Here is a 26,182-nt window from a genome sequence, read left to right on the forward strand (position 1 = left end):
AGCATGAGCAATACCGACTTTCTGCTCGCGATCGAAGACCTGACCGTGTCGTTCGACGGCTTCAAGGCGATCGATTCGCTCAATCTGTATCTCGAACGTGGCGAGCTGCGCGTGGTGATCGGCCCGAACGGCGCGGGCAAGACCACGCTGCTCGACCTCATCTGCGGCAAGACGAAGGAAACGGCGGGCAGCATCAAGTTCCGCAACGAGGAAATCACGAACCTCGCGGAATTCCGCCGCGTGCGCAAAGGGATCGGCCGCAAGTTCCAGACGCCGTCGATTTACGAAAACCTGAGCGTGGAGCAGAACCTCGAAGTGTCGTTTCCGCGCGGACGCAGCGTATTGGGCGCGCTCGCCTATCGCGAGGACGCCGAAGTGGCCGATCGCGTGCACGACGTGGCCAATGAAATCGGCCTGGCCGGCGCGCTCGACCAGGAAGCGGGACTGCTTTCGCACGGCCAGAAGCAGTGGCTCGAAATCGGCATGCTGCTGATGCAGGACCCGGAACTGTTGATGCTGGACGAGCCGATCGCGGGCATGAGCGTACGCGAACGCGAGCTGACCGCCGATCTGCTCGACCGCATCTGCTGCAACCGCTCGATGATCGTGATCGAACACGACATGGCCTTCGTGGAGCGCATCGCGCACAAGGTCACGGTCATGCATCAGGGGAAGATCCTCGCGGAAGGGCCGATGGCGCAGGTGCAGGCCGACCCGCGCGTGATCGACGTCTACCTGGGCCACTGAGTCGGCCATCGAACGACAAAACGGAGGACACATCATGCTGGAAGTCGACGATCTCGTCGTCAGCTACGGCCAGAGCGAAGTGCTGCACGGCATCGACTTTTCCGTTGCGCAAGGCGAAAGCGTGGCCGTGATGGGCCGCAACGGCATGGGCAAGACCACGCTGTTCAAGGCGCTGATCGGCATGCTGCCTGCCAATCGCGGCACGGTGCGCGTGGCGGGCGCGGACGTGTCGAAGGACGAGAGCTACCGCCGCGTGTCGAAGGGCATCGGCTACGTGCCGCAAGGGCGGCAGATTTTCGCGTCGCTGAGCGTCGAGGAAAACATCCAGACGGGCCTCGAAAACGCGCAGAGCCAGCGTGTGCCCGACGAACTTTACGCGTTGTTTCCCGTGCTGTTCGACATGAGAAAGCGCAAGGGCGGCAATCTCTCGGGCGGCCAGCAACAGCAACTCGCGATCGCGCGCGCGCTCGCGACCGACCCGAAAGTGCTGCTGCTCGACGAGCCGACCGAAGGCATCCAGCCGTCCGTCATCAAGGACATCGCCAAGGCGCTCAACCAGATTCGCACGAGCCGCAATATCGCCATCGTCGTGTCGGAGCAGGTGTTGAGCTTCGCGCTCGACGTCGCCGACCGCCTGTTCGTGATCGAGGGCGGGCGCTTCGTGCACCAGAGCACGCGCGATGCGGGCGACACCGACCGCATCCGCGAATACCTGTCCGTCTGAGCGCGGCGCGGCGTTCGCCCGCCGCGCCGTATGTCAATCCGCGAACCCAGGAGCGAACGCCATGCCCGAGACTCTCATCAAGATCGATCTGAACCAGTCGGCCTACGACAACGAACAGGTGCACAACCGCTGGCACCCCGACATTCCGATGGCCTGCTGGGTGAAGCCCGGCGACGATTTCATCCTCGAAACCTACGACTGGACCGGTGGCTTCATCAAGAACGACGACAGCGCCGACGACGTGCGCGACATCGACCTGTCGATCGTGCATTTTCTGTCGGGCCCGGTAGGCGTGCACGGCGCGGAGCCCGGCGACCTGCTGGTGGTCGACCTGCTCGACATCGGCGCGAAGGCCGACAGCCAATGGGGCTTCAACGGCTTCTTTTCGAAGACGAACGGCGGCGGCTTTCTCACCGATCATTTCCCCAGCGCGCAAAAATCGATCTGGGATTTTCACGGCGTCTATACGAGTTCCCGCCATATTCCGGGCGTGAATTTCGCGGGCCTCATTCACCCGGGCCTGATCGGCTGCCTGCCCGATCCGACACTGCTGGAGACCTGGAACGCGCGCGAAGCCGGCCTGATCGCCACCGCGCCCGATCGCGTGCCGCCGCTCGCGAATCCGCCGTTCGCGGCCACCGCGCACATGGGCAAGCTCGCGGGCGACGCGCGCGACCGGGCCGCCGCGCAAGGCGCGCGCACGGTGCCGCCACGCGAGCATGGCGGCAATTGCGACATCAAGGATCTGTCCCGCGGCTCGAAGGTGTTTTTCCCGGTCTACGTGGATGGCGCGGGCCTGTCGGTCGGCGACCTGCACTTCAGCCAGGGCGACGGCGAGATCACGTTCTGCGGCGCGATCGAAATGGCCGGCTGGGTACACATGCGCGTGAATCTCATCAAGGGCGGCATGGCGAAGTACGGTATTCGCAACCCCGTCTTTCAGCCCAGCCCGATCACGCCGACCTACAACGATTACCTGATTTTCGAGGGAATTTCCGTCGACGAGCACGGCGGCCAGCATTATCTCGACGTCACCACCGCATATCGCCAGGCGTGTCTGAACGCCATCGAGTATCTGAAGAAATTCGGTTATTCGGGTGCACAAGCGTATTCGCTGCTTGGCTGCGCGCCGGTGCAGGGGCATATCAGCGGCGTGGTGGATATTCCGAACGCATGTGCGACCTTGTGGCTGCCCACGCAGATCTTCGACTTCGATATCCGCCCGAATGCCGACGGCCCGGCCCAGTACATCCAGAGCGGCGTGGATGTGCCGTGTTCGCCGGATCTCGCGAAGGCGTGAGCGGCACACTGAAATCGCGCGGGAAAAGGAGGCCGTCATGCCGATCTACGACTTCGAGTGTGCAAGCTGCGGGCCGTTCTCCGTCATGCGCCGCATCGCGGATCGCGAGAAACCGTGCTGTTGTCCCGACTGTGGCGCGCAAGGCGAACGCGTCGTCAGCGCGCCGTCACTGGCGCTGATGGGAGGGGCGAGCCGCGCCGCACACGCGACCAACGAACGTGCCGCGCACGCGCCGCGTCAGTCCGGCGATGGGCCGCCGCTGCGTCATCGTGCCGGTTGCAGTTGCTGTTCGGGCGGCGCGATGAAACTCGCCGGCACGGCGTCGGACGGCCTCAAGCGGCCGGCGGGACGGCCGTGGATGATCAGCCACTGAGGTGTGCCGCGCGCGAGCCGATGCCCGGAAGCAGCGGCCGTCGTGCGGCGTCAATGTTGACGTGTTCGAGGAGGAAGCATCATGCGACAGGGCGATATTTCGAGTAGCCGCGATTGTGTGGGTGTCGCGGTGGTCAACTACAAGATGCCGCGTCTGCACACGAAGTCGGAGGTGCTCGACAACGCGCGTCGTATCGCCGACATGGTGGTCGGCATGAAGCAGGGTTTGCCGGGCATGGATCTCGTGGTGTTTCCCGAGTATTCGACTCACGGCATCATGTACGATCGCCAGGAAATGTTCGATACGGCGTCGACGATTCCGGGCGAGGAGACCGACATTTTCGCCGCGGCGTGCCGCAAGGCCAACGTGTGGGGTGTGTTCTCGATCACGGGCGAGCGCCACGAGGCGCATCCGCGCAAGGTGCCGTACAACACGCTCGTGCTGATCGACGATCGCGGGGAAATCGTGCAGAAGTATCGCAAGATCATGCCGTGGACGCCGATCGAAGGCTGGTATCCGGGCGACCGCACCTATGTGACGGACGGGCCGAAAGGCCTCAAGATCAGCCTGATCATCTGCGACGACGGCAATTATCCGGAGATCTGGCGCGACTGCGCGATGAAGGGCGCCGAGTTGATCGTGCGCTGCCAGGGCTACATGTACCCGGCGAAAGAGCAGCAGGTGATGGTCGCGAAGGCCATGGCGTGGATGAACAACACGTACGTCGCAGTGGCCAACGCCACCGGCTGGGACGGCGTGTATTCGTACTTCGGCCATTCGGCGATCGTCGGGTTCGACGGGCGCACGCTCGGCGAATGCGGCGAGGAGGAGATGGGCGTGCAGTATGCGGAGCTGTCGCTCGGCCTGATTCGCGACGCGCGGCGTAACATGCAGTCGCAGAATCATCTCTACAAGCTGCTGCATCGCGGCTATACCGGCACGATCCACTCCGGCGATGGCGCGAACGGCGTCGCGGACTGTCCGTTCGGCTTCTATCGCGACTGGATTGCGGATCCCGATGCCACGCGTCGCCGTGTCGAAGCGCTGACGCGCGCTACGCCCGGCACGCCGGCGTGTCCGATCGAAGGCATCCCGCACGAGGACTGAGCACGTGTGCCCGCGTGTAATCGAGCGCATTCATGACGATGATTCGCATCGAATGCCGATCGACATGCCGGCGCCCGCACCGAAGCCGCGCCGAGCGGGTTCCGGTGCGGGCGTGTCGCGGGCTAGAAGCGATGCAACATGCCGATGCGATAAACCATCTGGTTCGGCCCGGACGACGCGCCAGCCGATGCGTCCACGATCTGTGCTTCGTCGAAGCCGGTGCCGGTACGAGCGCTGACGACATGCTGCCACGCACCTTGCAGATACAGCGAAGTGCGCTTGCTCAGGTCATAGTCGAGCATCATGCCGATCTGGTGCCACTTGGGGACATATTTCGTGTCGGACGTGTACAGATGCGCGATGGTGAACGTGTAGGAGGCTCCCAGCCATAGGGCGTGATTAAAGTAGTACTGAGCATTGAGTTCGAAGTTGTCGAATTTCCACGCATTCCACGTCGCGCCGTTCTGCAGGGTTGGATCGTCGATCCATGCGTTGCCGGCGGGGTTGTAGACATCGACATGGGACCACGCGGCGCCGACGAGTACGTGGGTAAGCTGGTAGGAAGCCGCCACGCCGATGTCCTGCTGCGACGATCCGTTGAAGAGATCGCCACCGTTGACCGCGCCACCCGCGGCGAGCCCCGGATTGTCGAGCTTCAGGTAGGACGCCGCCGCGCTCAGGTTGCCGCTCTGGTAGTTCAGCGTGGCGCCCCAGACGCGATTGTCCGAGAATCCGCCGGGCTGGTTGCTGAAGCCGTACATCGCTTCCGCCGTGAGTCCGCGGTATGTCGGAGTGACATATTTGACGGCATTGTCGACGCGGAAATCCCAGTCCGTATTGTCGTTGTCGAACGGGTGGGTAGCGATGTCGCCCGCCCAGTTGCCGGCCGCCGTGATACCGCCGAAGCCGAGCGCGTCGACGCTGGTGTCGTACTGGCGTCCGAGCGTGAGCGTGCCATACCGTGAAGACGACAGACCCACGAACGCCTGGCGGCCGAACATGCTCGAATCCTGACCGAGCTTGCCGCTGTTCACGTTGAAGCCGTTTTCGAGCTGAAAGATGGCCTTGTCGCCGCCGCCCAGATCTTCACTGCCTTTCAAGCCCCATCGGCTGCCGAATGTGTCTCCGCTCGACATCTGCCATGCACGATGGCCGCCTGCGTTGCTCGTGAAGTTGAGCCCTTCGTCTATCAGCCCGTATAGCGTGATGCTCTGCTGTGCGTGCGCCGCACCGGCGAGCAGGAGTGCCGGCGCGAATGCGAACCAGCGCGGTTTCATCGATCGACGTTTCATTTCGTTGCTCTGATGGTGTGGTTGGGTAGTCGGCGCTGGATGGCGCCGACGTCGATGTCGTCCCGAAATGCGATCTCGGCGGACGAGGCAGTGTAGGCAGAGGAAAAGCGGGCGCCGCAACGTGCATGGAAAGACTCTCTTTCAGTATTCGAAAGTCTCGTGCGGCGATGGGCCTCACGCGTAAAGATAGGGGTGCTTTGGAGTCGTTTGACGTATCGAACGCTTTACGATGTGTCGTTTTCCGTTTTTCGCCGGTTGACATGAAGATTTTATTCGCGTGACACGTCGACATATCGGAACGGAATGTCGGGGCAAAGCGCACGAGGACACGGTCGCGTGTGCCGTCGACGACCGAGTCACATCAATCCAAAAAAACGCGCGCGGCCGCGAGGCTCGCGCGCAAACTCGGAGAACGTGTGCCGCAGACGATTCAGTTGCCGTTCGACGCGACGGTATTGGCTGCACCGGCACAATCGTGCTGATACTTCTGCATCAGGCGCGCCTGTGCCGAATCGATGTCGTCCGGATAGCTGCTCTCGTCGCCGGACGACGGGTTGTAACCGACGGACTCCAGCTCGTTCAGTTCGTTGACGAGCTGCCGGTGGGAGACCGGGCCTTTCGTATGCACGAACGGATAGTCATGGCATTGCGCCGACGTGAGCGTCGTCTCGGCATGCGCGCAGACGCTCAGTGCGAGCATGGCGGCGCAGACGAGGTAACGGACGGGATGATTCATCTTCGGCTCCTGGATAGCGTTGGGTAGAGGCCGTACGGCAGGATGCCTGCGTCGGCCGCGAGACGAAGATTAGGCACGGCGGACTATCTAAACGGCAGCGCAATGATGAAAGATGTTTTAGGCAAGCACGGTTCCGTCCGTGCATCGGCTGCCGCATGGGAATTTAAAGAATCCTTCATGTGCGTGTTTCCGGATGGTTAGGCGCTGCGGCGTATCGTCTAGCGACGAATCGATCGACGCCGTGCGCCGCGCGGTACACACTGGGGTAATGCAATGAAATCGACGGTCATGACGACTGGACTGGTCGCGCTGATGTGTGCGTCGCTGCCGGCATTCGCGAAGGTGCAGGGAACCGGGCTCGCGATCGCCGACGTGACGCTCGCGCATGCGAAAGCCGAACGGACGGATCGCGCGATCGATGCCGCACGCGATCTCGCGTTGCATCGTGCGGACGGATCGGGCACACGATCTCGCCCGCGCTGATCGCGCGTTGCGGCGCTCGGTTCGCAGCCGGTCGCGCCGACCGGTGCGCATGAATGGTCGCGGTACGGCATCGTGTCGCAATGGCCCGCATGCTGCGTCGATCCCGGCCTCCGTTGCGACGGCGCACCGGCCGGGATCGAAGACGACCCGAACGCCATGCTGCCGGATATGAAACTTTCTTCACGAAGCCGATGTGCATCTTTTACGCGGGCACGCATAAGCTCTGCACGAGCGCGTTCGGTCGTCGGGTATCGACGCGCATACGTCCCTTCGACGAAGACGAGAATCGTACATGGCATCATCCGCTTCCCCGGGCAACGAGCCCACTTCGCGTGACACGCCGGCCGAGGAGCGTACGGCCATCGCGCACGTCCTCACGATCGAGGACGACGAAATCGCCGCGAACGAAATAGTCAGAGAGCTGGAGGGGCGCGGCTTTACGGTCGAATGGGTGGCGAACGGGCGCGATGGGATGGCGCGCGCGCTCGGCAACGAGTTCGACGTGATCACGCTCGACCGGATGCTGCCGGTCGTCGATGGCCTCACGATCCTGACCACGATGCGCAGCGTCGGCGTGCGCACACCCGTGCTGATGCTGAGCGCGCTCGGCGATGTCGACGAACGGGTGCGCGGGCTGCGCGCGGGGGGCGACGACTACCTGACCAAGCCGTTCGATCCCGAGGAAATGGCCGCGCGCCTGGAGGTGCTGCTGCGCCGGAGCCAGGCCGCGCCGGCTCCGTTCGACACGACGCTGGTCGTCGGCCCCCTCAAGCTCGACTTGATCTCACGCAAGGCGTTCCGCGACGGCGAGGAAATCGTGCTGTTGCCGACCGAATATCGCGTGCTCGAATACATGATGCGCAATGCCGGGCAAACTATTACGCGGACGATGTTGTTCGAGGCCGTATGGGGCTATCACTTCGATCCCGGCACGAACCTGATCGAAGTGCACATGGGCCGGTTGCGCAAGAAGATCGATCCCCCCGATGCGAAGCAGATGATCCAGACGGTACGCGGCGCGGGGTATTGCCTTGGCTGAACCGGCTACCGCGGCGTGCGCCGCACATCGGGTCCAGCCGGCACCCGCGCGACGCTGGTACTCGAGTACGTTTCGGCTGGTGTCGGTCTATGCCGTCACCTTCTCCGTGTCGGTCATGCTGCTGCTCGGTTTCATCGCATCGGTGATCACGCACGACATGGAGCGGGAAACCGACACGGTGATCGATTGGCAGATGATCTATTTCGATTCGATACGGGACGACCAGCTTGCTGCCGCGATCCTGCACCGGATCGAGCACGAGCGGATGCATACCAACTACTACGGGCTCTTCACCGCGGATGGCAGGCATATTGCCGGCGATGTGCTGGCGTTGCCCGCCGGCCTGCAGCCGAACCGCAGCGGCGTGACGCTCGATCACACGATGCCGATCGCGGGAGACCAGGTGCCGCCGGTCGTCCGCACGATGGCGGAGCGCCGTGCAAACGGCGACGTGCTGGTGCTCGGACGCGACCTCACGCACATCCTGCGAATCCGCGCGGCGATCATCCAGGCGCTGGTCGGCGGCGGGCTGCTCTGTCTTGGCACGGGCGTCGTGGGTGGCCTGATGCTCAGCGTGCGGCAAATGCGGCGTCTGAAGGAAGTCCGGCGCATCACGCAGTGCATTGCGCAGGGCGATCTCGGCCAGCGGCTGCCGGTGGGCGGACACGACGAGACCGATCTGCTGTCCCATCTCGTCAATCACATGCTCGAGGAGATCGAACGGCTGATGAACGAGGTAAAGGGCGTCTGCGACGGCATCGCGCATGACTTGCGGACGCCGCTCGCACACGTGCACACGCTGCTCGCGCAGGCAGCGCAGCGCGCGGAGCGGCTCGACGATGCCGTGCTGGCGCGTCTCGTCTCGCGTGCACGCAACGAGACCGACGTGTTGCTCGATCGTTTCCGGGCGATGCTGCGTATCGCCGAAATCGGTTCGTTGCAGCGGCGCGGCGGATTTGCGGAGCTGTCGCTGGAGGATCTGGTGGTGGACATCGGGCAGTTGTTCGAACCGCTCGCGGACAGCCGCGCGATCCACTTCGTGCAGTCGGTCGAGCCGGTGGCGCGGATTCACGGCGATCGCGCGCTGTTGTTCGAGGCGCTGAGCAACCTGCTCGACAACGCGCTCAAGTACACGACGGCGGGCGATACGGTGCGCCTGGAACTTCACGACACGCCGTCCGGCCCGCGCATCGACGTGATCGACAACGGCCCGGGCATCGCAGCCGACGAACGCGACGCGGTGCTGCGGTATCGGTACCGCAGCCGCCGCACCGGGCATCTCGCCGGGGCCGGCCTCGGCCTGAGCATCGTGTCGACGGTCGTCAACGTGCACGATTTCACGCTGCGGATCGGCAATGCCGCGCCCGGCACGCGCGTGACGATCGAATGCTGGCCGAGGTCGCTGGGATGACGGCCGTCCGGACGACGCTGCACGCGATCGCATGTTGCAGCCGCGAGGCCGCCTGACGATGCGCATCCTGCTCGTGACTTCGCCGCATCCGGAAGCGTCGTGGCTGCACAAGGCGCTGCAGGAAAGCGGGCACAGCGTGCAGCGCGCCGACGATCCGCGCGACGGCCTGTTCCTCGCGTCGCAGGAGGCGTTCGACGCGATCGTCGCGACCGCGTTCGAGCCCGGCGGCGAGGCCGCGTTGCTCGGGATGCTGCCGCGTTTCGTAGCCGACAGCGGCGGCGCCGCGCTCGTGGTGCTGTTCGGCGAGGCGTCGGCGCGCGAACGCATCCATATGTTGCGCGCGGGCGCCGATGCGTGTTTCTGCGCACCGTATTCGTTCATCGAGCTGCACGAACGCCTGGAGGCGTTGCAGCGGCTGGCCGGGCCGCGCGATGCGGGTCGTTCGATCGCGGGTGCGTCCGCGGTCGGGACACTCGCGCGCGAGCTCAAGGAGGGCAAGCTGCGCCTCGCCGTGACGCGCCGGGAATTCTTGTTGCTCGAATGCCTGATGCGCCATCCGAACGCGCCGGTGCCGCGCGACCAATTGATCCGCTATGTATGGCAGGACAAGGAGGACGTCGATCCGTCGAGCGTCAATCTCGTGGTGTCGCGACTACGCCGTAAGCTCGCGCGGCATCTGCCCGACGTCCGCATCGATACGGTGAGCCGCTATGGCTACCAGGTGACGCTGCCGGACGCATGAGCGCGCGGTGTCGGCCGCGCGACCGACGCGACGGGCGCTCTGCCGGCGGCAGCGCGCCCGTCGTGCGTTTACGAGCCGAAGAAGGGCACGCAGAAGTCGGGCGGGCCGACACAATTGCCGGGGCCGTCGGGCTGCGCGGCGGCACAGGCGGACAACATGACGCCGGCGGCAAGCGCGACGAGCGTGAGACGGGCGGAACGGGCGAGCAGAGAAAGCAGCTTCATGGATGGCGAGCCATTCGGGGACAGCCGGCGTGCGCCGGGCAGCGCCCGGCCGCACGGTCGCACCCGTCAATGCGCATAGAGCGTGGAGTTCAGGTACTTGAGCTGCCCGTCCTGTTCGGCCTGCACAAGCTCGGCATGGACTTCGGCGCGGGTCTTCTCGTGGATCGGCTGGCCGTAGGGCGGCACCCACTGGCCGGCGGCCTGAGTGCCAGGCGCGCCGTCCTTGGTGGCGGCCGGCGACATCGGGATCGGCTGGCTGCCGGTCAGGGCAAACGCGGGAACGGACAGCGTGCCGATTGCCGCAAGCATGGCGGCGGCGACGATGCTGGTGGTTTTCATGTTTGGAGTCCTCATGATGATCGACTGGGCATCTCCCCGCGGCGCGGCGTGTCGATATCGGCATCGCGCCGGGGTTGAGGACGAGCATAGAGGAGGGGCGTTAACGGATCGGCATACGCAACGTGAAAAGAAATTCATGCACCGGCGCGCATTCGCGGGGACGTGAAACCGGGATGTCGTCAAGATGAAGCAGGTTTCATTTTTCGGGCCGTTTCGATAACGGCGCTGTCATGCCCGCTGCCTAAATTGGGCGCCATCGCATCGCGCACGAGCGGCCATGTCGCGCGGGCCGGCGATGCTAGCAGACCGATCCACTCCAACGAAACCATCATGAAGAAATATCTGGCAATTCCGGCAGCCGTCGCGTGCCTGCTGGCGAGTTCGGCGCATGCGCAGAGCAGCGTGACGCTGTACGGCACGATCGACGCGGGCCTGGACTACATCAGCAACCAGAAATCGGCCGCGGGCGCGGGGCCCGTCTACGGCCTGCAGAGCGGCAACGTCAGCACGTCGCGCTGGGGGCTGCGCGGCAACGAGGATCTCGGCGGCGGCCTGGCCGCCGTGTTCACGCTCGAGAACGGCTTCAACGTCGCGAACGGCAAGCTCGGCAACGGCGGCGACGAATTCGGCCGCCAGGCGTGGGTCGGCCTCGCGAGCCGCCAGTGGGGCACGGTCACGCTCGGCCGCCAATACGATTTCCTGGTCGACTTCGTCGCGCCGCTGTCGGCGACGGGGTCGGGATTCGGCGGCAACCTCGCCGATCATCCGTACGACAACGACAACCTCGCCAACGACACGCGGATGAACAACGCGGTGAAGTTCCGCAGTGCGAACTACGGCGGCTTCACGTTCGGCGGCGCGTACGGCTTCAGCAATCAGGGCGGCGGGTTCAGCAACGACAACGCATACAGCGTCGGCGCGCAGTATGCGAACGGCCCGGTCGACCTCGCCGTCGCGTACCTGCAGTCGAACCAGCCGGGCGGCGTGAACGCGCCGCAGAACACTGGTGGTTCGCTGAGCAGTTCGGATGGCGACGCGATGCTGGCCGGCGGCCGCTGGCGCACGTTCGGCGCCGGCGCGCACTATGCGTTCGACCATGCGTCGATCGGCCTGGTCTACACCAGAACGATCCTGAACGACCCGCGCGAGCTGTCGCAGGGCGGCGCATACGGCCGTGTGAACGGCCAGTTGCTGACCTTCAGCAACTACGAACTGAACGGACGCTACTTCGTCACGCCGGCTTTCTCGCTGGGTGGCGCCTATACGTTCACGCAGGGCCGCTTCGACGATGCGGGCCGCAGCATCGCGCCGAAGTGGAACCAGTTCATGCTGCAGGCCGACTATGCGCTGTCGCGCCGCACCGACCTCTATCTGGAAGGCGTGTACCAGCGCGTGACAGGCGCCGACGGCGTCGCGGTGCTCGGCAACGCGGGGATCTTCAACCTGGCAGCGTCAGGCAACGATCGTCAGGCCGTGGTCGCAGCCGGCATCCGCCACAAGTTCTGAGCCGCCAGTCCGGCGTAAAAAAACGGCACCCGTCATCGCGACGGGTGCCTTGAAATGCGACACGCGTCGTCCATGTCGCGAAGGATTCAGTCCGTTGAACGAGCCGTCAGCGCGGCCGGTGCTTGCGTATCGGCCGCGGCTTCATCTGCCGACCACCCGCCGCCCAGCGCGGCGATCAACCCCACCGCCGCCAGTTGCCGGCGCGTGTTCAGCTCCAGCATCGCGACCTTCGTATCCAGCTCGGTGGCCTGCGCCGTCACCACGTCGAGATAGCTGACGACACCGTCCCGATAGCGCGACATCGACAGCTGCAACGTGCGTTCGGCCGCGTCGAGCGCTTCCTGCTCGCGATCGGCTTCGTCGCCGAGGTGGTGCGTGAGTGCGAGGTTGTCTTCCACCTGCCGGCATGCGTCGAGTACCACCGCGCGGTATTTCGCGCCGTTCTCGGCCAACTGCGCGCGCGCCTGGTCGGTGAGCGCCTGGCGCCGGCCGCCATCGAACAGCGTCAGCGCGAGGCTGGGCCCGATCGACCAGATCTCGTTCGGCGCGCTGAGCCAGTGACCGAGGCCCGAGCTCTGATAGCCGCCGACCAGCCCGAGCGTGATGTCGGGGAAGAACGCCGCGCGCACCACGCCGATCTTCGCGTTGGCGGCGGCCATGCGCCGCTCGGCGGCCGCCACGTCGGGACGCCGCTGCAGCAGCGTCGCGGGAATGCCGGTCGGGATCGTCGGCAGATACGCCGCGCTCAGGTTCGGCGTCAGCGAGAAAGACGACGCCGGCACGCCCGCGAGCGTCGCGATCGAGTGCTCGTAGAGCGCACGCCGCGCCCGGACGTCCTCGGCCGACGCGCGGGCCGAGTCGAGCTGCGTTCGCGCGCGCGACACGTCGAGGTCCGACGCGATGCCGCCCGCGTGCCGGCTCGTCGTCAGGCGCAGCGCGCGCCGGTAGGTGTCGATCGTGTCGGCCAGCAGCCGTTGCTGCTGATCGAGCCCGCGCAGGCTGAAGTACGCGCTTGCGAGGCTCGCCTGCAGGCTCAGCCGCACCGACGCGAGATCGTCGGCGCTCGCCTGGGCGTCGGCTCGCCCGGCCGCGACCGCGTTGCGGACTTTCCCCCACAAGTCGAGGTCGTAGTCGAAGCCGGCGTCGAGCGTGTTGGCGCCATAGACGTTCGGCTGGTTCGAGCCGCGCAGCGGCCGCGTGGCCGACTGACGGTTGCTCGAGACCTGCGCGCCGAGGCCGATGGTCGGGAACAGCCCCGAGCGCGCCTGATCGAACAGCGCGGCCGCCTCGTCGTGGCGGGCCACGGCAGCGGCCACGTCGGGGTTGGCCACGCTCACCTGCGCCTCGAGCCGGTCGAGCACGGGATCGCGGAACGCCTTCCACCAGCCGTCGCGCGCGATGCGGTCGGCCGGCTGCGCGGCCTGCCAGCCGTCCGCTTCCTTGAAGCTGGCCGGCAGCGCCGTCTGCGGCGCGTGATAGGCGGGCGCGAACGAGCACGCGGACAAGAACGCGACGCCGGCGAGCAGCGCGCAGAGCCGAAGCCGGTTAGCCATGCGAGCGCTCCGTGTCGCGCGCGGCCGACGCGACGGTGCGGGCCGGCGCCGCGAGCCTGACCGGGTCGCCGGCCGCGAGCGAGTCGGGCGGGTTGTCGATCACGCGATCGTCCGGCGCGAGGCCGGTCGCGATCTGCACGTGCGTACCGAGGTCGGTCGCGATCGTCACGGGTTTGAATACCGCGCGATTGTCCTTGCCGACCACGGCGACCTGCAGGCCGGCCTGCCGGAAGATCAGCGAGCTGGCCGGAATCGTCAACGCATGGGTGCTGCCGGCCGGCAGCGCGAAATGCACTTCGGTGTATTCGCCGGGAATCAGCTTGCCTGCAGGGTTGTCGACCATCAACTGCACGAGCAGCGTGCCGGTCGAATCGGCGATCGAGTCGTCGGTGTCGGCGAGCGTCGCACGGAAGGTCTCGCCCGGATGCTCCGGCACGGTCAACGTGGCCGTCATGCCGGGACGGATCGCGGCGGCCTCGTTCTGCGGCACGCTCACGTAGACGCGCATCCGGTGGACGTCGGACACGGCAAACAGCTCCGGGCCGGCGCCGCCGCCGGCCGAGATCAACTGGCCGATGTCGGTCTTGCGCGCGGTGACGACGCCGTCGAACGGCGCGACGATACGCTTGAATGCCTCGAGCGCGTCGAGGCGTCGCACGTTGGCCTCGTTGGCGGCGACGATCGCTTGCTTGGCCGCGAGGTCGCTGGTCTTTTCGTCGGTTTCCTGCTGCGACACCGAATCCTGCGCGAGCATCCTGGTCCAGCGCGCGGCCGTGGACGCGGCGAGCTTCTCGTTGGCGAGCGCGCTCTGCAGGTCGGCGCGCGCCTGCTGCAGTTGCTGGTCGAGTTCGGGCGTATCGATCAGCCCGAGCAACTGCCCCGACTTCACGTGCGCGCCGATATCGGCGTACCACGCATGCAGGTAGCCCGACACCTGCGCGTGGATCGGCGCGCGCTCGAACGCGGACAGGTGGCCGGGCAGCACGAGCGTTGCGCCGTCGCCGCCGGTCGACGGCGTGTACGCGACCACGGTCGGCACCGCTTGTTCGGCGGACCACCGGGTCATTTCCCGTTTCGCGTGCGCGCGGCCGACGATGCCGGTCGCCACGATGCCGACCGCGATCAGCGCGGTGAGCGTGGCGACGAGCTTGAGGTTGGGCAGCCGTTTCGGCGACTTGATATCGATCTCAGTGGACATGGGAAGCTCCGGACGCGGAAGGGGAGGAAGCGCGGGACGCGTCGTGCTTCGGCGCGTCGCGCCGATGCACGAGGCTGAACACGACGGGAACGAAGAACAGCGTCGCGATCGTCGCGCACGCGAGGCCGCCGATCACGGCGCGGCCGAGCGGCGCGTTCTGCTCGCCGCCGTCGCCGAGGCCGAGCGCCATCGGCGCCATGCCGATGATCATCGCGAGCGCGGTCATCAGCACCGGGCGGAAACGCGTGAAACCGGCTTCGAGGGCGGAGGCGAGCGCGTTGCCCGTTTCCGCCAGGCGCTCGCGCGCGAAACTGACGACGAGGATCGAGTTGGCGGTGGCCACGCCCATGCACAGGATCGCGCCGGTCAGCGCCGGCACCGACAGCGGCGTATGCGTGGTGAACAGCATCCAGACGATGCCGGCCAGCGCCGCCGGCAGTGCCGAGACGATCACGAATGCGTCGGCCCACGAGTGGAAGTTCACGACGATCAGCAGGTAGATCAGCACGATCGCGCCCACGAGGCCGAGCAGCAGGCCGGCGAACGCGCCGTTCATGGTTTGCACCTGGCCGCGCAGCGTGACGGTCGAGCCCTTGGGCACGTCCTTCGCGGTGGCCTTGACGATATCGTCGATGTCGGCCGCGACCGCGCCGAGGTCGCGCCCCTGGGTGGTCGCGTAGATGTCGAACAGCGGTTCGATGTTGTAGTGCGACACCACCGCGTTGCCGACACCCCGCGTGATCGTGGCCAGGCCGCCCAGCAGCTGGGATTGGCCGCTCGCGCCGGTGACCGGCAGGTTCCGCAGCGCCGACAGCGTGGTCATCCTGTACTGCGGCGTTTGCGCGACGATCGGATAGGACACGCCGTTGCGCGGGTTGAGCCAGTAGGTCGGGTCGACCTGGCTGGTGCCGGCGAGCGTCGCGACCACCGAGTTCGTCACGTCCTGCTCGGTGATGCCGAGCTGGTCGGCGCGCGTGCGGTCGACCGTCACCGTGAACTGCGGATAGGTGCTGGCCTGCTGGATGCGCGGGTCGGCGACCCCCGCGATCAGGCGCAGCTTGCGGTACAGCTCGCGCGCATAAGCGAGGTTGGCCTGCTGGTTGGGGCCGGCCACCTGCAGGTCGACCGGGGCCGGTGCGCCGAAGTTGAGGATCTGGCTGACGATGTCGGCGGGCAGGAACGAGAACGTGGTGCCCGGATAGGCGCGCGGCAGGCGTTCGCGCAGCGTGTGCACGTAGTCGGCGGTCGGCGCGTGATCGCGCGACAGCGAGATCAGGATGTCGCCGTCCTGCGGCCCGAGCGTGCCGCTGTTGTTGTAGGTCAGGTTGATCCCGCTGTTCGGCAAGCCGATGTTGTCGATCACTTCGCGCAATTGCGCGGGCGGAATCACGCCGCGAATCGTGTTTTCGATGCGGTCGAGCTCGGCGGCGGTTTCCTCGACACGCGTGCCGACCGGCGCGCGCACGTGCAGCGCGATCTCGCCGGAATCGATGGTCGGGAAGAAATTGCGGCCGAGCGACGGGGCGAGCAGGAAGGACGCGGCCACGATGCAGAGGAAGGCGACGACGAACGGCTTGCGGCGCGTGAGCGCGAGGCCCAGCAGGATCCGGTACGACGCGCGCACGGACTCGAAGCGGCGCTCGAACGCACGCTGGAATCGCACCAGCGGATTGCGCGACGGCGGGACGTCGTGCGCGCCAGGGTGACCCGCGTGCGGGTCCATCACCGCGGCCAGTTCGCCCGATGCGTGACCGGCCGACGCATGCGGCTTGAGCAGATATTGCGCGAGCATCGGCACGAAGGTGCGCGACAGCACGAACGACGACACCATCGAGAAGATCACCGCCTTGGCCATCGGCACGAACAGAAAGCGCGAGATGCCGTCGAGCATCAGCATCGGCACGAACACGATGCAGATGCACATCAGCGAGACGAGCGCCGGCATCACGATCTGTTTCGCGCCGTCGACGATCGCGGTGCGCGTGTCCTTGCCCTGTTCGAGGTGCCAGTTCACGTTCTCGATCGTCACCGTCGCATCGTCGACGAGGATCCCGACCGCGAGCGCGAGGCCGCCGAGCGTCATCACGTTCAGCGTTTCGCCGGTGGCCGCGAGCAGCGCGATCGCCGAGAGCACGGCCAGCGGGATCGACGCGGCGATGATCAGCGTCGAGCGCCACGAGCCGAGGAACAGCAGGATCATCAGCGAGGTCAGCGCGGCCGCGATGATGCCTTCGCGCGCCACGCCGCTGACGGCGCCGTTCACGAAGGTCGACTGGTCGCCCATCGTGACGAGCTTCAGGCCCGGCGGCAGCGTCTGTTCGACCAGCGGCAGCTTCGCCTTCACGCCCGCGATGATGTCGAGCGTCGATGCCGAGCCGTTCTTCAGGATGCTCATCAACACCGCGCGGTGGCCGTCCACGCGCACGATGTTGCCCTGCGGCGGGTAGCCGTCGCGCACGTGGGCGACGTCGCGGATGTAAATCGTCGTGCCGCCGACCGACTTGATCGGCAGGTCGTTCAACGCGTCGAGCGCGAGCGGGCTGTTGTTGAGCTTGATGTTGTATTCGAAGCGGCCGATCTTCTGCGTGCCGGCCGGGATGATCTGATTCTGCTGCGCGAGCGCGTGCGCGACGTCCTGCGCCGACAGCCCTTTCGATTGCAGCGCCTGCGGATCGAGGTCGATCTGGACTTCGCGCGTCTTGCCGCCGTACGGCGTCGGAATCGCGACGCCCGGCACCGACAGCAGCTGCGGCCGAATGAAGTTGACCGCGTAATCGCCCAGCTTCTGTTCGTCGAGCGTGTCGCTGGTCAGTGCGATCTGCAGCACGGGCACGGTCGACGCGTTGTAGTTGAGGATCTGCGGCGGCGTGGTGCCGGGCGGCATCTGCTTGAGCACCGTCTGCGAGATCGAGGTGACCTGCGCGGTCGCGGTGCGGATATCGACGGTCGGCTGGAAGAAGATCTTCACGATGCCGTAGCCGCGAAACGATTGCGACTCGATATGCTGGACGTCGTTGACCGTCGTGCCGAGCGTGCGCTCGTAGTAGGTGATCACGCGCCCGGACATGTCGTCCGGCTGCAGTCCGGCGTAGTTCCAGACGACGCTGATCACCGGGATGCGGATGTCCGGGAAGATGTCGATCGGCGTTCGGACTGCGGCGAGCGGGCCCGCGATCAGGATCAGCAGCGCCAGTACGACGAACGTATAGGGCCGCGTGAGCGCGAGCCGGACAATTTTCAGCATGAGGTGCTGCTCCGTTCAAGATCGTCGTGAAGATGAGCCGGGTGTGCGCGTCTTCGGGAAAACACCGATGCGCATCCGACGACCGCATTCTGCGGAGCAGCCCCTAACAACGGGTCGCAAAAAAGATGAAACAAGTTTTAAGTAGCGGGCGGCGTCAACCGAGCATGTAGCCCGAGCCCCGGATCGTGCGGATCAGGGGCGCCGCGCCCGGCCGGTTCACCTTCTTGCGCAGGCGGCCGATGTGCACGTCGATCAGGTTCGTACCGGGATCGAAGCGGCAGCCCCACACGGCCTCGAAGATCATCGTGCGCGTGAGCACGCGGCCGGCGTTGCGCATCATGAATTCGAGCACGCGGGATTCGGTCGGCAGCAGCGCGAGCTCGCGCGCGCCCAGCGTGGCGCGTCGCCGCACCAGGTCGAGCGCCAGCTCGCCGGCGCGCAGCACCGTCTCGACGTGCGTGCCGCGCGGCCGCCGGCGAATCAGCACGTCGATGCGTGCGCACATTTCTTCGAGCGAGAACGGCTTGACGAGGTAGTCGTCGCCGCCTGCGCGCAGCCCCTGGATACGCTGGTCGACGTCGGCCAGCGAACTCATCACGAGTACCGGCGTATCGAGGCCGACGCCGCGCATCGTTGCGAGGATGGTCAGCCCGTCGAGGTCGGGCAGCATGCGATCGAGCGTGACGGCGTCGTAGTTCGCGCTCATCGCGCGGGCCATGCCGTCGCGGCCGGTGCGCGCGATGTCGACCCGGTGGCCTTCGGCACGCAGCGTGTGCGCGATGTGATCCGCGATCAGCGGATCGTCTTCGATCGTCAGGATGTGGGTCATGGCGTACGCGATCCGCGGAATCAGGCCGCGGCAAGCTGCATGGCCATGCGCTCGGGCGTGCGATAGTGATCGACCACGTAGTCGATGAAGCTGCGCACTTTCGTGGACAGGTAATTGCGGCTCGGGTAGAGGATCAATACGCAGCGCGGCCCGCCGTTCACGTCGTAGCGTTCGAGAACCGGCACCAGGGTGCCGCGCGCGAGATCGTCGGCAACGAGCGGATGCGGCAATTGTGCGATGCCCATGTGATTGAGCGCCGCGATCCGCACCATCGTGTTGCTGGTCGACGCCAGCGCATTGCCGGTATCGATGCGAGCGCACCCGTCGACGTCCGAGAACGCCCAGTTGCGCGCGGCGCCGTTCGACACGGTCAGCAGGCAGTGCGTATTCAGTTCGACTGGCTCGACCGGCGTGCCGTGGCGCGCGAGGTAGTCGGGAGACGCGACGATCACGTCGCGAACGTTCGTCAACGTGCGCGACACGAAGGTCGAGTTGACGAGGCGGTGATCGTCGCAGAAGCACACGTCGTAGCCGCCTTCCACCATGTCGACCTGGATATCGAAGGTCGTCACGTCGAATCGCACGCGCGGATGCGCGAGGCGATACGTGGACAGCAGCGCGCCAAGCCCGGCCGCAACCGAGGTTGCCGACGCGGCGATGCGCAGCGTACCGTGCGGGTCGCGATTGACCTGCGCGAGATTCGATTCGATCTCGTCGAGCTTCTCGATGATCGCGCGGCAGCCGTCGAGATATTCGCGGCCCGTCTCGGTGAGCGACAGGCTGCGCGTGGTCCGATTCAACAGGCGCATGTTCAGATGTGCCTCGAGCATGCCGACGCTGCGCGTGACCGCGGCGGCCGACATGCCGAGCTGACGCGCGGCGAGGCTGAAGCTCGATAACTCGACCACACGCGTGAAGACACGCATCGCTTGCAGTTGGTTCATGATCGGCGAGGAATGGATGTGCCGGAAATACGGGGGGCGCGTCCGTCTTCGGCGGGCTACGTCGACGCATCGCGCGGCGCCTGCCGGGGCGGGCAGCGAATTCATTATGGAAGGCACGCGGATGCGGGACGCTAAAAAAACAGTGCTGGCCGGATGAAATTTCGTTTAGAAAGCGGCGGAGCCTCGACAGACGGTCGCGCGGCGCGTTTTCCAGAAAATTTCTAAAAAAAGATTCATGCGCGGATCACGAATCTTCAGGCGGCAGACGTGTACGGGGATCGATAATGGGATCACGTAACCGCGGCAAGGACGACAGAAATGGCACAACCGTTGAGCATCAAGATGATCGAAGAGCGCGGCAAGCCCGTCGTGTTGATGTCGATCGAACGGGGCGCGGCGGTGCTCGATCCGGAAGACGTGGACGCAGTCATCCAGTACCTGAGCCTGTTGCGCGCGTCGATGCAGCCTGCGGTGCCGGAACGTCCGCCGCACGCGCAGCAATTCGTGACGGAGATGGATCCTTGCTGGTATGCCGAGCGCCATCCGCTGGAGGGCGGCGTGGTGCTGTTGCTGCGTCATAGCGGGCTTGGCTGGGCCAGCTTCGCACTCCCGCCGCGCAGCCTCGAGCGGTTGCAGGGTTCGCTGACGCAGCTGCTCGAGGACGAGCAGCAAGCGATCGGCCTGCCTCACTGAATGTGCGTCGCGAACGCGCGGGCATTCGGCGCCGTCGCCAGGGATCGGTTTGGCAGCGGCCCGTGCGTGAACGCCGTCGTCCGCGCGGGCGCGCACCACGCGCTATCCGCGCCCGACGAACGGCATCGCGGTCGCCATGATCGTCATGTTGAGGATGTTCGCGTCGAGCGGCAGATTCGCCATCTGGACGACCGCATTCGCGACATGCGCGACGTCCATCCGCGCCTCGGGCGCGAGGCTGCCGTCCGCTTGCGGGACGCCTTGCGTCATCCGTTCGGTGAGCGCGGTGGCCGCGTTGCCGATGTCGATCTGGCCGCACGCGATGTTGTACCGGCGGCCATCCAGCGCGAGCGACTTCGTGATCCCGGTGACCGCGTGCTTGGTGGCCGTGTACGCGATCGTGTCGGGGCGCGGCGCGTGTGCCGAGATCGAGCCGTTGTTGATGATGCGGCCGCCCTGCGGCGTCTGCGTTTTCATCAGTCGCCACGCGGCCCGCGCGCACAGAAAGACGCCGGTCAGGTTCGTCGCGACGACGCTGTTCCACACGTCGAGTTCGTATTCGTCGAGAGAAACGACCGGAGCATTGCGGCCGGCGTTGTTGAACAGCACATCGAGCCGGCCGAACCGTTGCGCGATCTGCGCGAACGCGTGATCGACCGAGGCTTCGTCGGTGACGTCGACGGGAAACACGTCGGCGTCGCCGTCGGCGGCGCGGATGGCGTCGTGCGTGTCGCGCAGCGACGCCTCCGTGCGTCCGAGCAGCGCGACGGTGAAGCCGGCCCGGGCGAGCGCGATGGCCGCGGCGCGACCGATGCCGGAGCCGGCGCCCGTGACGGCGGCGAATTTCTTCGAGTCGGACATGGCTGGATTCCCTGCGGATTGAGTGACGGGAGAGGTGGCCGGTCGATGCCGTCGCCACTTCGGCACTGTAGTCGAAATGCGCGATGCCCCGGATTCGGGCGACATCGTGAAACGTGCTCCACGAGACGGCGGCGCCCCTTTCTTCCGGCCGGGCGCGGCTTTCCTGCCACGCCCGCCGGCCGTCACTTCACGCACTCCAGCGCATACTTCAACCCCTGCCCGAGCAGCCCGCGCCAGACGTCCCACGTATGCCCGCCGTCGACGATGCGCAGCTCGGCCGGGTTCTGTGCACGGCGCAGGTGCGTGTACAGCACGCTCGATTCCGCCTGGATCGTCAGGTCGTCGTCGCCGGCCGCGATGAACATCGGCACGCGCCAGTTGCGCGCGAAATAGCCGCGCAGCAGCGCCGGATAATTGAGCTCGTGCCACACGCGCGAATCGAACTGGCGGTCGCCGAACACGCCGACGTAGCGCGCGGCGGAATTGAGCGGCGGCTCGTTCGCATAGATCGCGGGGCTCAGCAGCATCGCGCCGCAGAACAGGCCCGGTTCGAGCAGCGAGAAGCGCAGCGCGCCGAAGCCGCCCATCGACACGCCGCCGATCGCGCGGCCCGCGCGCTGGTTCGACACCGCGAAGTGCGCTTCGACTTCGGGCAGCAGGTCGTTGAGGAACGCGCTCTGCATCTTCTCCTTGCGATCGACGTACCAGTCGGTGCCGCCCTGCGGCATCACGATCACGACGGGCGGGATGTCGTGGCGCTCGATCAGCGTGTCGGCGGTGGCCTGCAGCCGGCCCTGCGTGACCCAGTCGTTCGCGTTGCCCGCGTTGCCGTGCAGCAGGTACATCACCGGGTAGCGGGCGCCTTCCGCGTTGTAGCCGGGCGGCAGGTAGACCGTGTACGACCAGTCGCGCTTCAGCGACGCCGACCGGAACGTGCGCAGCACGACGCTGCTGCCCGGATTGACGGACGGCTCCGGCGCGGAGGACGGCGTCGTCGCGGTCTGGACGGCCGGTGGCGCGGTCGATACGGCCGGAGCAGGCGCCGCCGGCGGCGCGGCATGGGCGGTGGCGATGGCGCCGGCGAACAGGGCGAGGGCGAACGGAAGGGCAAGTCGGCGCATGGCGAATCGTTTCAGAAGAGGCGCCGGCTATCGTAGCAGCGGCGCGTGACGGCGCGGCGCGTCATTGCCGCGAACGGAACGACAGCCGCGCGACGAGCGGCCCGTAGAGCTTGGCGACGAGATACAGCAGCCCCATCGCGACGGCGTCGGCGGTCAGGCCCAGCGGCACGTCGAGATAGCCTTCGGTCGCCTGGTAGAGCAGCGAATCGACCGCGAGCGAGATGCCGGTGCCCGCGACGAAGCACAGCAGCCCCTGCCGGCCGATCGTGCCGATCCACGGCATCGCGTGCGCGACCTTCTTCATCCAGCCGAGGTGCACGAGCTTGGCGGCGAGCCACGCGATCGCGAGGAAGTTCACGAGCCGCAGCACGCCGAGGTTCTGCTTGATCGACGGATCGGTGGGGAACGGCTCGATACGCAGCCGGTAGTACGCGCCGGCCGCGACGATCGCGAGCGACGCGGCCGTCAGCAGCCAGCCCTGCGGCTTGGGCGAGAGCGTCTGGTAGACGGGCTGGCAGCGTGCGATCACGCCGAGCACGAACAGGAATTGCCACGCGAACGGATTGAAATCCCACGGCGCGCCTTCGACGGTCGGCAGGAAGCGTGCGACGTGCGGCGCCGCAAACCATAGCGATCCGCTGAACGCGAGCATCAGCCATGGCTGCGTGCGCGCGAGCGGCAGCGCGAGCGGGACGAGCAGCGCGAAGAACGCGTACATCGGCAGCACCGACGCAAGGTACGGCTGGCGGCGGAACAGCAGGATGTCGCGCAGCGCGGCGAGCGGCTTGTGCAGCAGCCCGTCGAGATCGTTGGTCGGCATGTTCGGGCCGTCGATCGCGAACGCATTCAGCACGGCCGTGATCAGCAGCATCAGGCCGGCCGTCACGAGGAACGCGCGGTAGATCTCGAATGCACGCCGGATGAAACGCTGGCGCGCGGCGGCTTCGTCGTGCCGCTCGGCGAGCGAGTTGTACGCAATGGCGGTCGCGAAGCCGCCGAGGAACACGAATACCTCGGCCGCGTCGCACAGCGCGTACGCGTGCAGCGTGACGCGCGACAGAATGCTGCCGCCGATGTGGTCGACGACGATGACGAGCAGCACGAGGCCGCGGAAGAAATCGAGCTCGGCGTAGCGGCCGGCGCGGGCCGGCGCGGTCATCGGCGCGCCTTCCGGCGCGGGCCGCGGGTACGGCCGGCGCGCGCCGCGCATGAATCGGGGTGAAGCATGACTTCGTGAAGAAATGACGAACGGATGCGCATTGTGCCACCGATGCGACGCCCATCGGGTTTACGCGGATGGCCGGCCGGCGTGCCGCTGCCGATAAGCCCGGTCAGGCTCTCCGCGCAACGGGGCAGTTGGACGAGCGCAACGCTTTGCGCGCGACGACCCGCACCCGATGGACGGAAGGTTTGCGACGTGACACCATTTTGTCCTCACGCGGCCGCACACCGCGTCGTCCGCCCTGCGGGCCACCCATACACAGACCAAACATTCGCCGGGCGTTCGGCCTGCCCGGCCCTCGGCTCCGGAGATCCGTCATGAAGAAGCACGTCATTTTTGCCGCCGCGCTCGCTGCATTCGCCGCGCCGGCCTTTGCCGAGAGCAGCGTGACGCTGTACGGCGTGATCGACGAAGGCTTCAATTACACGAACAACGTCAACGTCAATGGGGTCGGAAAGACGAATTACCAGCTCGCGAGCGGCTATGCGCAGGGCAGCCGGTGGGGCCTGAAGGGCAGCGAGGATCTCGGCGGCGGGCTGAAGGCGATCTTCACGCTGGAAAACGGGTTCGACGTGAACAACGGCCGGCTCGGCCAGGGCGGCCGCATGTTCGGCCGTCAGGCGTTCGTCGGGCTTTCCGAGTCGCGCTTCGGCACGCTGACGCTCGGCCGCCAGTACGATTCCGTCGTCGACTATCTCGCGCCGCTGACCGCGAACGGCAACTGGGGCGGCACGCTGTTTTCGCACCCGTTCGACAACGACAACACCGACAACTCGTTCCGCGTCAACAACACGGTCAAGTACGCGAGCCCCGACTGGAACGGCCTGACGTTCGGCGGCACGTACAGCTTCAGCAACGGCACGGGCTTCTCGAACAACCGCCAGTACAGCATCGGCGCGCAATATTCGCTGGCCGGGCTGCAGGTCGCGGCCGCGTACCTGCAGGCGAACAACCCGGGCATCGGCAGCGCGGGCGCGATCGCGGCCGACGACGCGAATTTCGTCGCCGATCGGCTGCGCATCTTCGGCGGCGGCGTCAACTACACGTTCGGCCCGGCCACGGTCGGCATCGTCTATACGAAGACCGACGTGAAGAATCCCGTATCGACGGTCTACCTGCCGGCGTCGACGTTCGCCGGCCTCGGGCTGACCGCGACGAAGTTCCAGAACTTCGAGATCAACGGCAAGTACCAGCTCACGCCCGATTTCTACCTCGGCGCGCAGTACGTGTATACGGACGGCAAGTACGATGCCGCGGCCGGCTCGTTCAAGCCGAAGTACCACACGGTCGGCCTGATGGCCGACTACAGCCTGTCGAAGCGTACCGACGTGTACCTGCAGGGCGCGTGGCAGAAGGTGGGCGGCGACAAGACGGGCACGGCGGCCGACGGCGGCTATGTCGTCGGGACGGACGGCCCGTCGGCGTCGTCGAACCAGTTCGCGGTGCGCGCCGCGATCCGCCACAAGTTCTGACCCGGGCGCCGGCGGCCGGGGCGCAAAACCCCGGCACTGCCGCCGTCAGTCCGCCCGGCCGCCGAGCGTTTCCGCGAGCCAGTCGACGAAGATCCGCACGCGCGGCGCGAGATGCCGGCCGTACGGAAACACCACCGACACGGGCAGCGGCCCGGCATTCCATTCCGGCAGCACCTCGACCAGCGAACCGTCGGCGAGCAGCGGCGCGAGCCCGTCGCGCGGCGCCTGGATCAGCCCGAGGCCCGCGATGCAGCACGCGAGATACGCCTGCGAGCTGTTGACCGACACGATGCTGTGCATCTTCACCGTGTGCATCTCGCCCGAATCCATGTCCGCATATTCCCAGTCCAGCTCGCGGCCCGTCCGGCTCGAGAAATAGCCGACCGCGACGTGGTCCGGCAGCTCGTCCGGCGAGCGCGGCGTGCCGTGGCGCGCGAGATAGGCGGGCGACGCGCAGTTGATCTGGGCCATCTCGCCGACGCGCCGCGCGACGAGCGACGTGTCGGACAGCACGCCGACCCGCACCGCGCAGTCGATGCCGTCCGCGACGAGATCGACGAAGCGGTCGGTCGTGCTGATCGCGACGCGCAGATCGGGGTAGCGCGCGTGAAAATCCGGCAGCGCCGGAATCACCCGGGTCAGCGCGAAACGTTCGGGCAGGTCGACGCGGATCACGCCGCGCGGCGACGCGCCGGCATCCTCGAACAGCGTTTCCGCATCGTCGAGATCGGCCAGCAACTGCACGCAGCGCTCGTAATAGGTCGCGCCCTCGGCGGTCAGCGCGACGCGCCGCGTCGTGCGTTGCAACAGGCGGATCTTCAGGTGCTTTTCCAGATACTGGACGGCGTTGCTGACCGTCGGGCGCGGCAGCTGGAGTTGCTCGGCCGCTTTCGTGAAGCTGCCGAGATGGGCGACGCGCGCGAAGATGCGCATTGCTTGCAGGTGGTCCATGCGGGCGAGGGCCTTGGCGGAAAACGGAAAGACTCCATTGTTAATCAGCGTCGAATGGTTTGGTGGCGCGT

Annotated in this window: 25 protein-coding genes; 12 read left to right on the plus strand and 13 right to left on the minus strand. The window is 66.4% G+C overall.

All coding sequences use genetic code 11. The annotated features are described in order from the left end of the window. Positions 1 to 3 precede the first annotated feature (3 nt). The 5 genes from urtD to WS95_RS02755 all read left to right on the plus strand — a co-directional run bounded on the left by urtD (position 4) and on the right by WS95_RS02755 (position 4,251). Entirely contained in the window at positions 4 to 747 is a 744-nt protein-coding gene (gene urtD, locus WS95_RS02735) for an urea ABC transporter ATP-binding protein UrtD (RefSeq protein ID WP_059822137.1), read from the plus strand. Between the two features lie 34 nt (positions 748 to 781). Next, positions 782 to 1,471 carry an urea ABC transporter ATP-binding subunit UrtE gene (gene urtE, locus WS95_RS02740; RefSeq protein WP_059822140.1) on the plus strand — a complete coding sequence of 230 codons (690 nt, stop codon included), beginning with the start codon at positions 782 to 784 and terminating at the stop codon, positions 1,469 to 1,471. A gap of 61 nt (positions 1,472 to 1,532) precedes the next feature. After that, the gene (fmdA, locus tag WS95_RS02745) at positions 1,533 to 2,771 is read left to right on the plus strand and encodes a formamidase (RefSeq protein ID WP_059822142.1); all 1,239 of its coding nucleotides are present in this window, start codon (positions 1,533 to 1,535) and stop codon (positions 2,769 to 2,771) included. A 37-nt stretch (positions 2,772 to 2,808) separates the two neighbouring features. Further along, positions 2,809 to 3,144 (plus strand): FmdB family zinc ribbon protein, encoded by a 336-nt coding sequence (locus WS95_RS02750; RefSeq protein WP_059822144.1) that lies wholly within the window; start codon positions 2,809 to 2,811, stop codon positions 3,142 to 3,144. 81 nt (positions 3,145 to 3,225) lie between these two features. Then, positions 3,226 to 4,251, plus strand: a complete 1,026-nt coding sequence (locus tag WS95_RS02755; RefSeq protein ID WP_059822146.1) for an aliphatic amidase — start codon at positions 3,226 to 3,228, stop codon at positions 4,249 to 4,251. A gap of 122 nt (positions 4,252 to 4,373) precedes the next feature. On the opposite strand, the gene WS95_RS02760 is transcribed toward WS95_RS02755, so the two are convergent. After that, positions 4,374 to 5,543: a porin gene (locus WS95_RS02760; protein ID WP_059822148.1), complete on the minus strand. Its 1,170-nt coding sequence runs from the start codon at positions 5,541 to 5,543 to the stop codon at positions 4,374 to 4,376. Positions 5,544 to 5,973: 430 nt separating this feature from the next. Next, entirely contained in the window at positions 5,974 to 6,279 is a 306-nt protein-coding gene (locus tag WS95_RS02765; RefSeq protein WP_059822150.1) for a DUF4148 domain-containing protein, read from the minus strand. Between the two features lie 288 nt (positions 6,280 to 6,567). Here WS95_RS02765 and WS95_RS02770 point away from each other — a divergent pair, with 288 nt between their 5' ends. The 4 genes from WS95_RS02770 (at position 6,568) to WS95_RS02785 (ending at position 9,954) form a co-directional block, all read left to right on the plus strand. After that, positions 6,568 to 6,762 (plus strand): hypothetical protein, encoded by a 195-nt coding sequence (locus WS95_RS02770; RefSeq protein ID WP_257139560.1) that lies wholly within the window; start codon positions 6,568 to 6,570, stop codon positions 6,760 to 6,762. Positions 6,763 to 7,123: 361 nt separating this feature from the next. Next, positions 7,124 to 7,801 carry a response regulator transcription factor gene (locus WS95_RS02775; protein WP_059822772.1) on the plus strand — a complete coding sequence of 226 codons (678 nt, stop codon included), beginning with the start codon at positions 7,124 to 7,126 and terminating at the stop codon, positions 7,799 to 7,801. Positions 7,802 to 7,880: 79 nt separating this feature from the next. Next, a complete protein-coding gene (locus tag WS95_RS02780) occupies positions 7,881 to 9,212 on the plus strand; it encodes a HAMP domain-containing sensor histidine kinase (RefSeq protein WP_257139561.1) in 1,332 nt (443 codons plus the stop codon). Between the two features lie 58 nt (positions 9,213 to 9,270). Then, positions 9,271 to 9,954 (plus strand): response regulator transcription factor, encoded by a 684-nt coding sequence (locus WS95_RS02785; RefSeq protein ID WP_059822156.1) that lies wholly within the window; start codon positions 9,271 to 9,273, stop codon positions 9,952 to 9,954. A 68-nt stretch (positions 9,955 to 10,022) separates the two neighbouring features. Here WS95_RS02785 and WS95_RS35270 read toward each other — a convergent pair whose 3' ends face one another. Both WS95_RS35270 and WS95_RS02790 read right to left on the minus strand, forming a co-directional pair. Further along, positions 10,023 to 10,178, minus strand: a complete 156-nt coding sequence (locus tag WS95_RS35270) for a hypothetical protein (protein WP_179950160.1) — start codon at positions 10,176 to 10,178, stop codon at positions 10,023 to 10,025. A 66-nt stretch (positions 10,179 to 10,244) separates the two neighbouring features. Then, positions 10,245 to 10,517 (minus strand): DUF4148 domain-containing protein, encoded by a 273-nt coding sequence (locus WS95_RS02790; RefSeq protein WP_059783125.1) that lies wholly within the window; start codon positions 10,515 to 10,517, stop codon positions 10,245 to 10,247. Positions 10,518 to 10,847: 330 nt separating this feature from the next. Here WS95_RS02790 and WS95_RS02795 point away from each other — a divergent pair, with 330 nt between their 5' ends. Beyond that, positions 10,848 to 12,023 (plus strand): porin, encoded by a 1,176-nt coding sequence (locus WS95_RS02795; RefSeq protein WP_059822158.1) that lies wholly within the window; start codon positions 10,848 to 10,850, stop codon positions 12,021 to 12,023. Positions 12,024 to 12,109: 86 nt separating this feature from the next. Here the strand turns inward: WS95_RS02795 and WS95_RS02800 are convergent, their stop codons facing one another. The 5 genes from WS95_RS02800 to WS95_RS02820 all read right to left on the minus strand — a co-directional run bounded on the left by WS95_RS02800 (position 12,110) and on the right by WS95_RS02820 (position 19,791). Beyond that, positions 12,110 to 13,576 (minus strand): efflux transporter outer membrane subunit, encoded by a 1,467-nt coding sequence (locus tag WS95_RS02800; protein WP_059822160.1) that lies wholly within the window; start codon positions 13,574 to 13,576, stop codon positions 12,110 to 12,112. After that, positions 13,569 to 14,774 carry an efflux RND transporter periplasmic adaptor subunit gene (locus tag WS95_RS02805; RefSeq protein WP_059822163.1) on the minus strand — a complete coding sequence of 402 codons (1,206 nt, stop codon included), beginning with the start codon at positions 14,772 to 14,774 and terminating at the stop codon, positions 13,569 to 13,571. Before WS95_RS02805 ends, WS95_RS02800 begins: the two co-directional genes overlap by 8 nt. Next, positions 14,764 to 18,018 carry an efflux RND transporter permease subunit gene (locus tag WS95_RS02810; protein WP_059822165.1) on the minus strand — a complete coding sequence of 1,085 codons (3,255 nt, stop codon included), beginning with the start codon at positions 18,016 to 18,018 and terminating at the stop codon, positions 14,764 to 14,766. Before WS95_RS02810 ends, WS95_RS02805 begins: the two co-directional genes overlap by 11 nt. 154 nt (positions 18,019 to 18,172) lie before the next feature. Then, complete coding sequence (locus WS95_RS02815; RefSeq protein ID WP_059822167.1) at positions 18,173 to 18,847, minus strand: response regulator transcription factor; 675 nt, start codon at positions 18,845 to 18,847, stop codon at positions 18,173 to 18,175. Positions 18,848 to 18,867: 20 nt separating this feature from the next. Beyond that, complete coding sequence (locus tag WS95_RS02820; RefSeq protein ID WP_059822169.1) at positions 18,868 to 19,791, minus strand: LysR family transcriptional regulator; 924 nt, start codon at positions 19,789 to 19,791, stop codon at positions 18,868 to 18,870. Positions 19,792 to 20,109: 318 nt separating this feature from the next. On the opposite strand from WS95_RS02820, the gene WS95_RS02825 reads away from it, so the two are divergent. After that, on the plus strand, positions 20,110 to 20,484 hold the full coding sequence (locus WS95_RS02825) for a hypothetical protein (protein WP_059783138.1): 375 nt from the start codon (positions 20,110 to 20,112) through the stop codon (positions 20,482 to 20,484). Between the two features lie 102 nt (positions 20,485 to 20,586). Here WS95_RS02825 and WS95_RS02830 read toward each other — a convergent pair whose 3' ends face one another. The 3 genes from WS95_RS02830 to WS95_RS02840 all read right to left on the minus strand — a co-directional run bounded on the left by WS95_RS02830 (position 20,587) and on the right by WS95_RS02840 (position 23,625). Then, complete coding sequence (locus WS95_RS02830; protein WP_059822171.1) at positions 20,587 to 21,345, minus strand: SDR family oxidoreductase; 759 nt, start codon at positions 21,343 to 21,345, stop codon at positions 20,587 to 20,589. Positions 21,346 to 21,527: 182 nt separating this feature from the next. Then, the gene (locus WS95_RS02835) at positions 21,528 to 22,466 is read right to left on the minus strand and encodes an alpha/beta hydrolase (protein ID WP_059822172.1); all 939 of its coding nucleotides are present in this window, start codon (positions 22,464 to 22,466) and stop codon (positions 21,528 to 21,530) included. Positions 22,467 to 22,527: 61 nt separating this feature from the next. Next, positions 22,528 to 23,625, minus strand: coding sequence for an OpgC domain-containing protein (locus WS95_RS02840; protein WP_034206162.1), 1,098 nt, complete (start codon positions 23,623 to 23,625; stop codon positions 22,528 to 22,530). Between the two features lie 380 nt (positions 23,626 to 24,005). Here WS95_RS02840 and WS95_RS02845 point away from each other — a divergent pair, with 380 nt between their 5' ends. After that, the gene (locus WS95_RS02845) at positions 24,006 to 25,160 is read left to right on the plus strand and encodes a porin (RefSeq protein ID WP_034204645.1); all 1,155 of its coding nucleotides are present in this window, start codon (positions 24,006 to 24,008) and stop codon (positions 25,158 to 25,160) included. Between the two features lie 45 nt (positions 25,161 to 25,205). On the opposite strand, the gene WS95_RS02850 is transcribed toward WS95_RS02845, so the two are convergent. After that, positions 25,206 to 26,111 carry a LysR family transcriptional regulator gene (locus WS95_RS02850; protein WP_034204646.1) on the minus strand — a complete coding sequence of 302 codons (906 nt, stop codon included), beginning with the start codon at positions 26,109 to 26,111 and terminating at the stop codon, positions 25,206 to 25,208. Positions 26,112 to 26,182 lie beyond the last annotated feature (71 nt).

This window comes from Burkholderia sp. MSMB1826 (assembly GCF_001526325.1).
Lineage (GTDB): Bacteria > Pseudomonadota > Gammaproteobacteria > Burkholderiales > Burkholderiaceae > Burkholderia.

Excerpts from the sequence above, each read along its gene's own strand:
- WS95_RS35270 (WP_179950160.1), bottom strand. The coding sequence starts at position 10,178 with ATGAAGCTGCTTTCTCTGCTCGCCCGTTCCGCCCGTCTCACGCTCGTC.
- WS95_RS02805 (WP_059822163.1), bottom strand. The coding sequence starts at position 14,774 with ATGTCCACTGAGATCGATATCAAGTCGCCGAAACGGCTGCCCAACCTC.
- WS95_RS02825 (WP_059783138.1), top strand. The coding sequence starts at position 20,110 with ATGGCACAACCGTTGAGCATCAAGATGATCGAAGAGCGCGGCAAGCCC.
- WS95_RS02850 (WP_034204646.1), bottom strand. The coding sequence starts at position 26,111 with ATGGACCACCTGCAAGCAATGCGCATCTTCGCGCGCGTCGCCCATCTC.
- WS95_RS02750 (WP_059822144.1), top strand. The coding sequence starts at position 2,809 with ATGCCGATCTACGACTTCGAGTGTGCAAGCTGCGGGCCGTTCTCCGTC.
- WS95_RS02835 (WP_059822172.1), bottom strand. The coding sequence starts at position 22,466 with ATGCGCCGACTTGCCCTTCCGTTCGCCCTCGCCCTGTTCGCCGGCGCC.
- WS95_RS02795 (WP_059822158.1), top strand. The coding sequence starts at position 10,848 with ATGAAGAAATATCTGGCAATTCCGGCAGCCGTCGCGTGCCTGCTGGCG.
- WS95_RS02830 (WP_059822171.1), bottom strand. The coding sequence starts at position 21,345 with ATGTCCGACTCGAAGAAATTCGCCGCCGTCACGGGCGCCGGCTCCGGC.
- WS95_RS02815 (WP_059822167.1), bottom strand. The coding sequence starts at position 18,847 with ATGACCCACATCCTGACGATCGAAGACGATCCGCTGATCGCGGATCAC.
- WS95_RS02770 (WP_257139560.1), top strand. The coding sequence starts at position 6,568 with ATGACGACTGGACTGGTCGCGCTGATGTGTGCGTCGCTGCCGGCATTC.
- WS95_RS02840 (WP_034206162.1), bottom strand. The coding sequence starts at position 23,625 with ATGACCGCGCCGGCCCGCGCCGGCCGCTACGCCGAGCTCGATTTCTTC.
- WS95_RS02820 (WP_059822169.1), bottom strand. The coding sequence starts at position 19,791 with ATGAACCAACTGCAAGCGATGCGTGTCTTCACGCGTGTGGTCGAGTTA.
- WS95_RS02765 (WP_059822150.1), bottom strand. The coding sequence starts at position 6,279 with ATGAATCATCCCGTCCGTTACCTCGTCTGCGCCGCCATGCTCGCACTG.
- WS95_RS02785 (WP_059822156.1), top strand. The coding sequence starts at position 9,271 with ATGCGCATCCTGCTCGTGACTTCGCCGCATCCGGAAGCGTCGTGGCTG.
- WS95_RS02760 (WP_059822148.1), bottom strand. The coding sequence starts at position 5,543 with ATGAAACGTCGATCGATGAAACCGCGCTGGTTCGCATTCGCGCCGGCA.
- WS95_RS02755 (WP_059822146.1), top strand. The coding sequence starts at position 3,226 with ATGCGACAGGGCGATATTTCGAGTAGCCGCGATTGTGTGGGTGTCGCG.
- WS95_RS02800 (WP_059822160.1), bottom strand. The coding sequence starts at position 13,576 with ATGGCTAACCGGCTTCGGCTCTGCGCGCTGCTCGCCGGCGTCGCGTTC.
- fmdA (WP_059822142.1), top strand. The coding sequence starts at position 1,533 with ATGCCCGAGACTCTCATCAAGATCGATCTGAACCAGTCGGCCTACGAC.
- urtE (WP_059822140.1), top strand. The coding sequence starts at position 782 with ATGCTGGAAGTCGACGATCTCGTCGTCAGCTACGGCCAGAGCGAAGTG.
- WS95_RS02845 (WP_034204645.1), top strand. The coding sequence starts at position 24,006 with ATGAAGAAGCACGTCATTTTTGCCGCCGCGCTCGCTGCATTCGCCGCG.
- urtD (WP_059822137.1), top strand. The coding sequence starts at position 4 with ATGAGCAATACCGACTTTCTGCTCGCGATCGAAGACCTGACCGTGTCG.
- WS95_RS02790 (WP_059783125.1), bottom strand. The coding sequence starts at position 10,517 with ATGAAAACCACCAGCATCGTCGCCGCCGCCATGCTTGCGGCAATCGGC.
- WS95_RS02810 (WP_059822165.1), bottom strand. The coding sequence starts at position 18,018 with ATGCTGAAAATTGTCCGGCTCGCGCTCACGCGGCCCTATACGTTCGTC.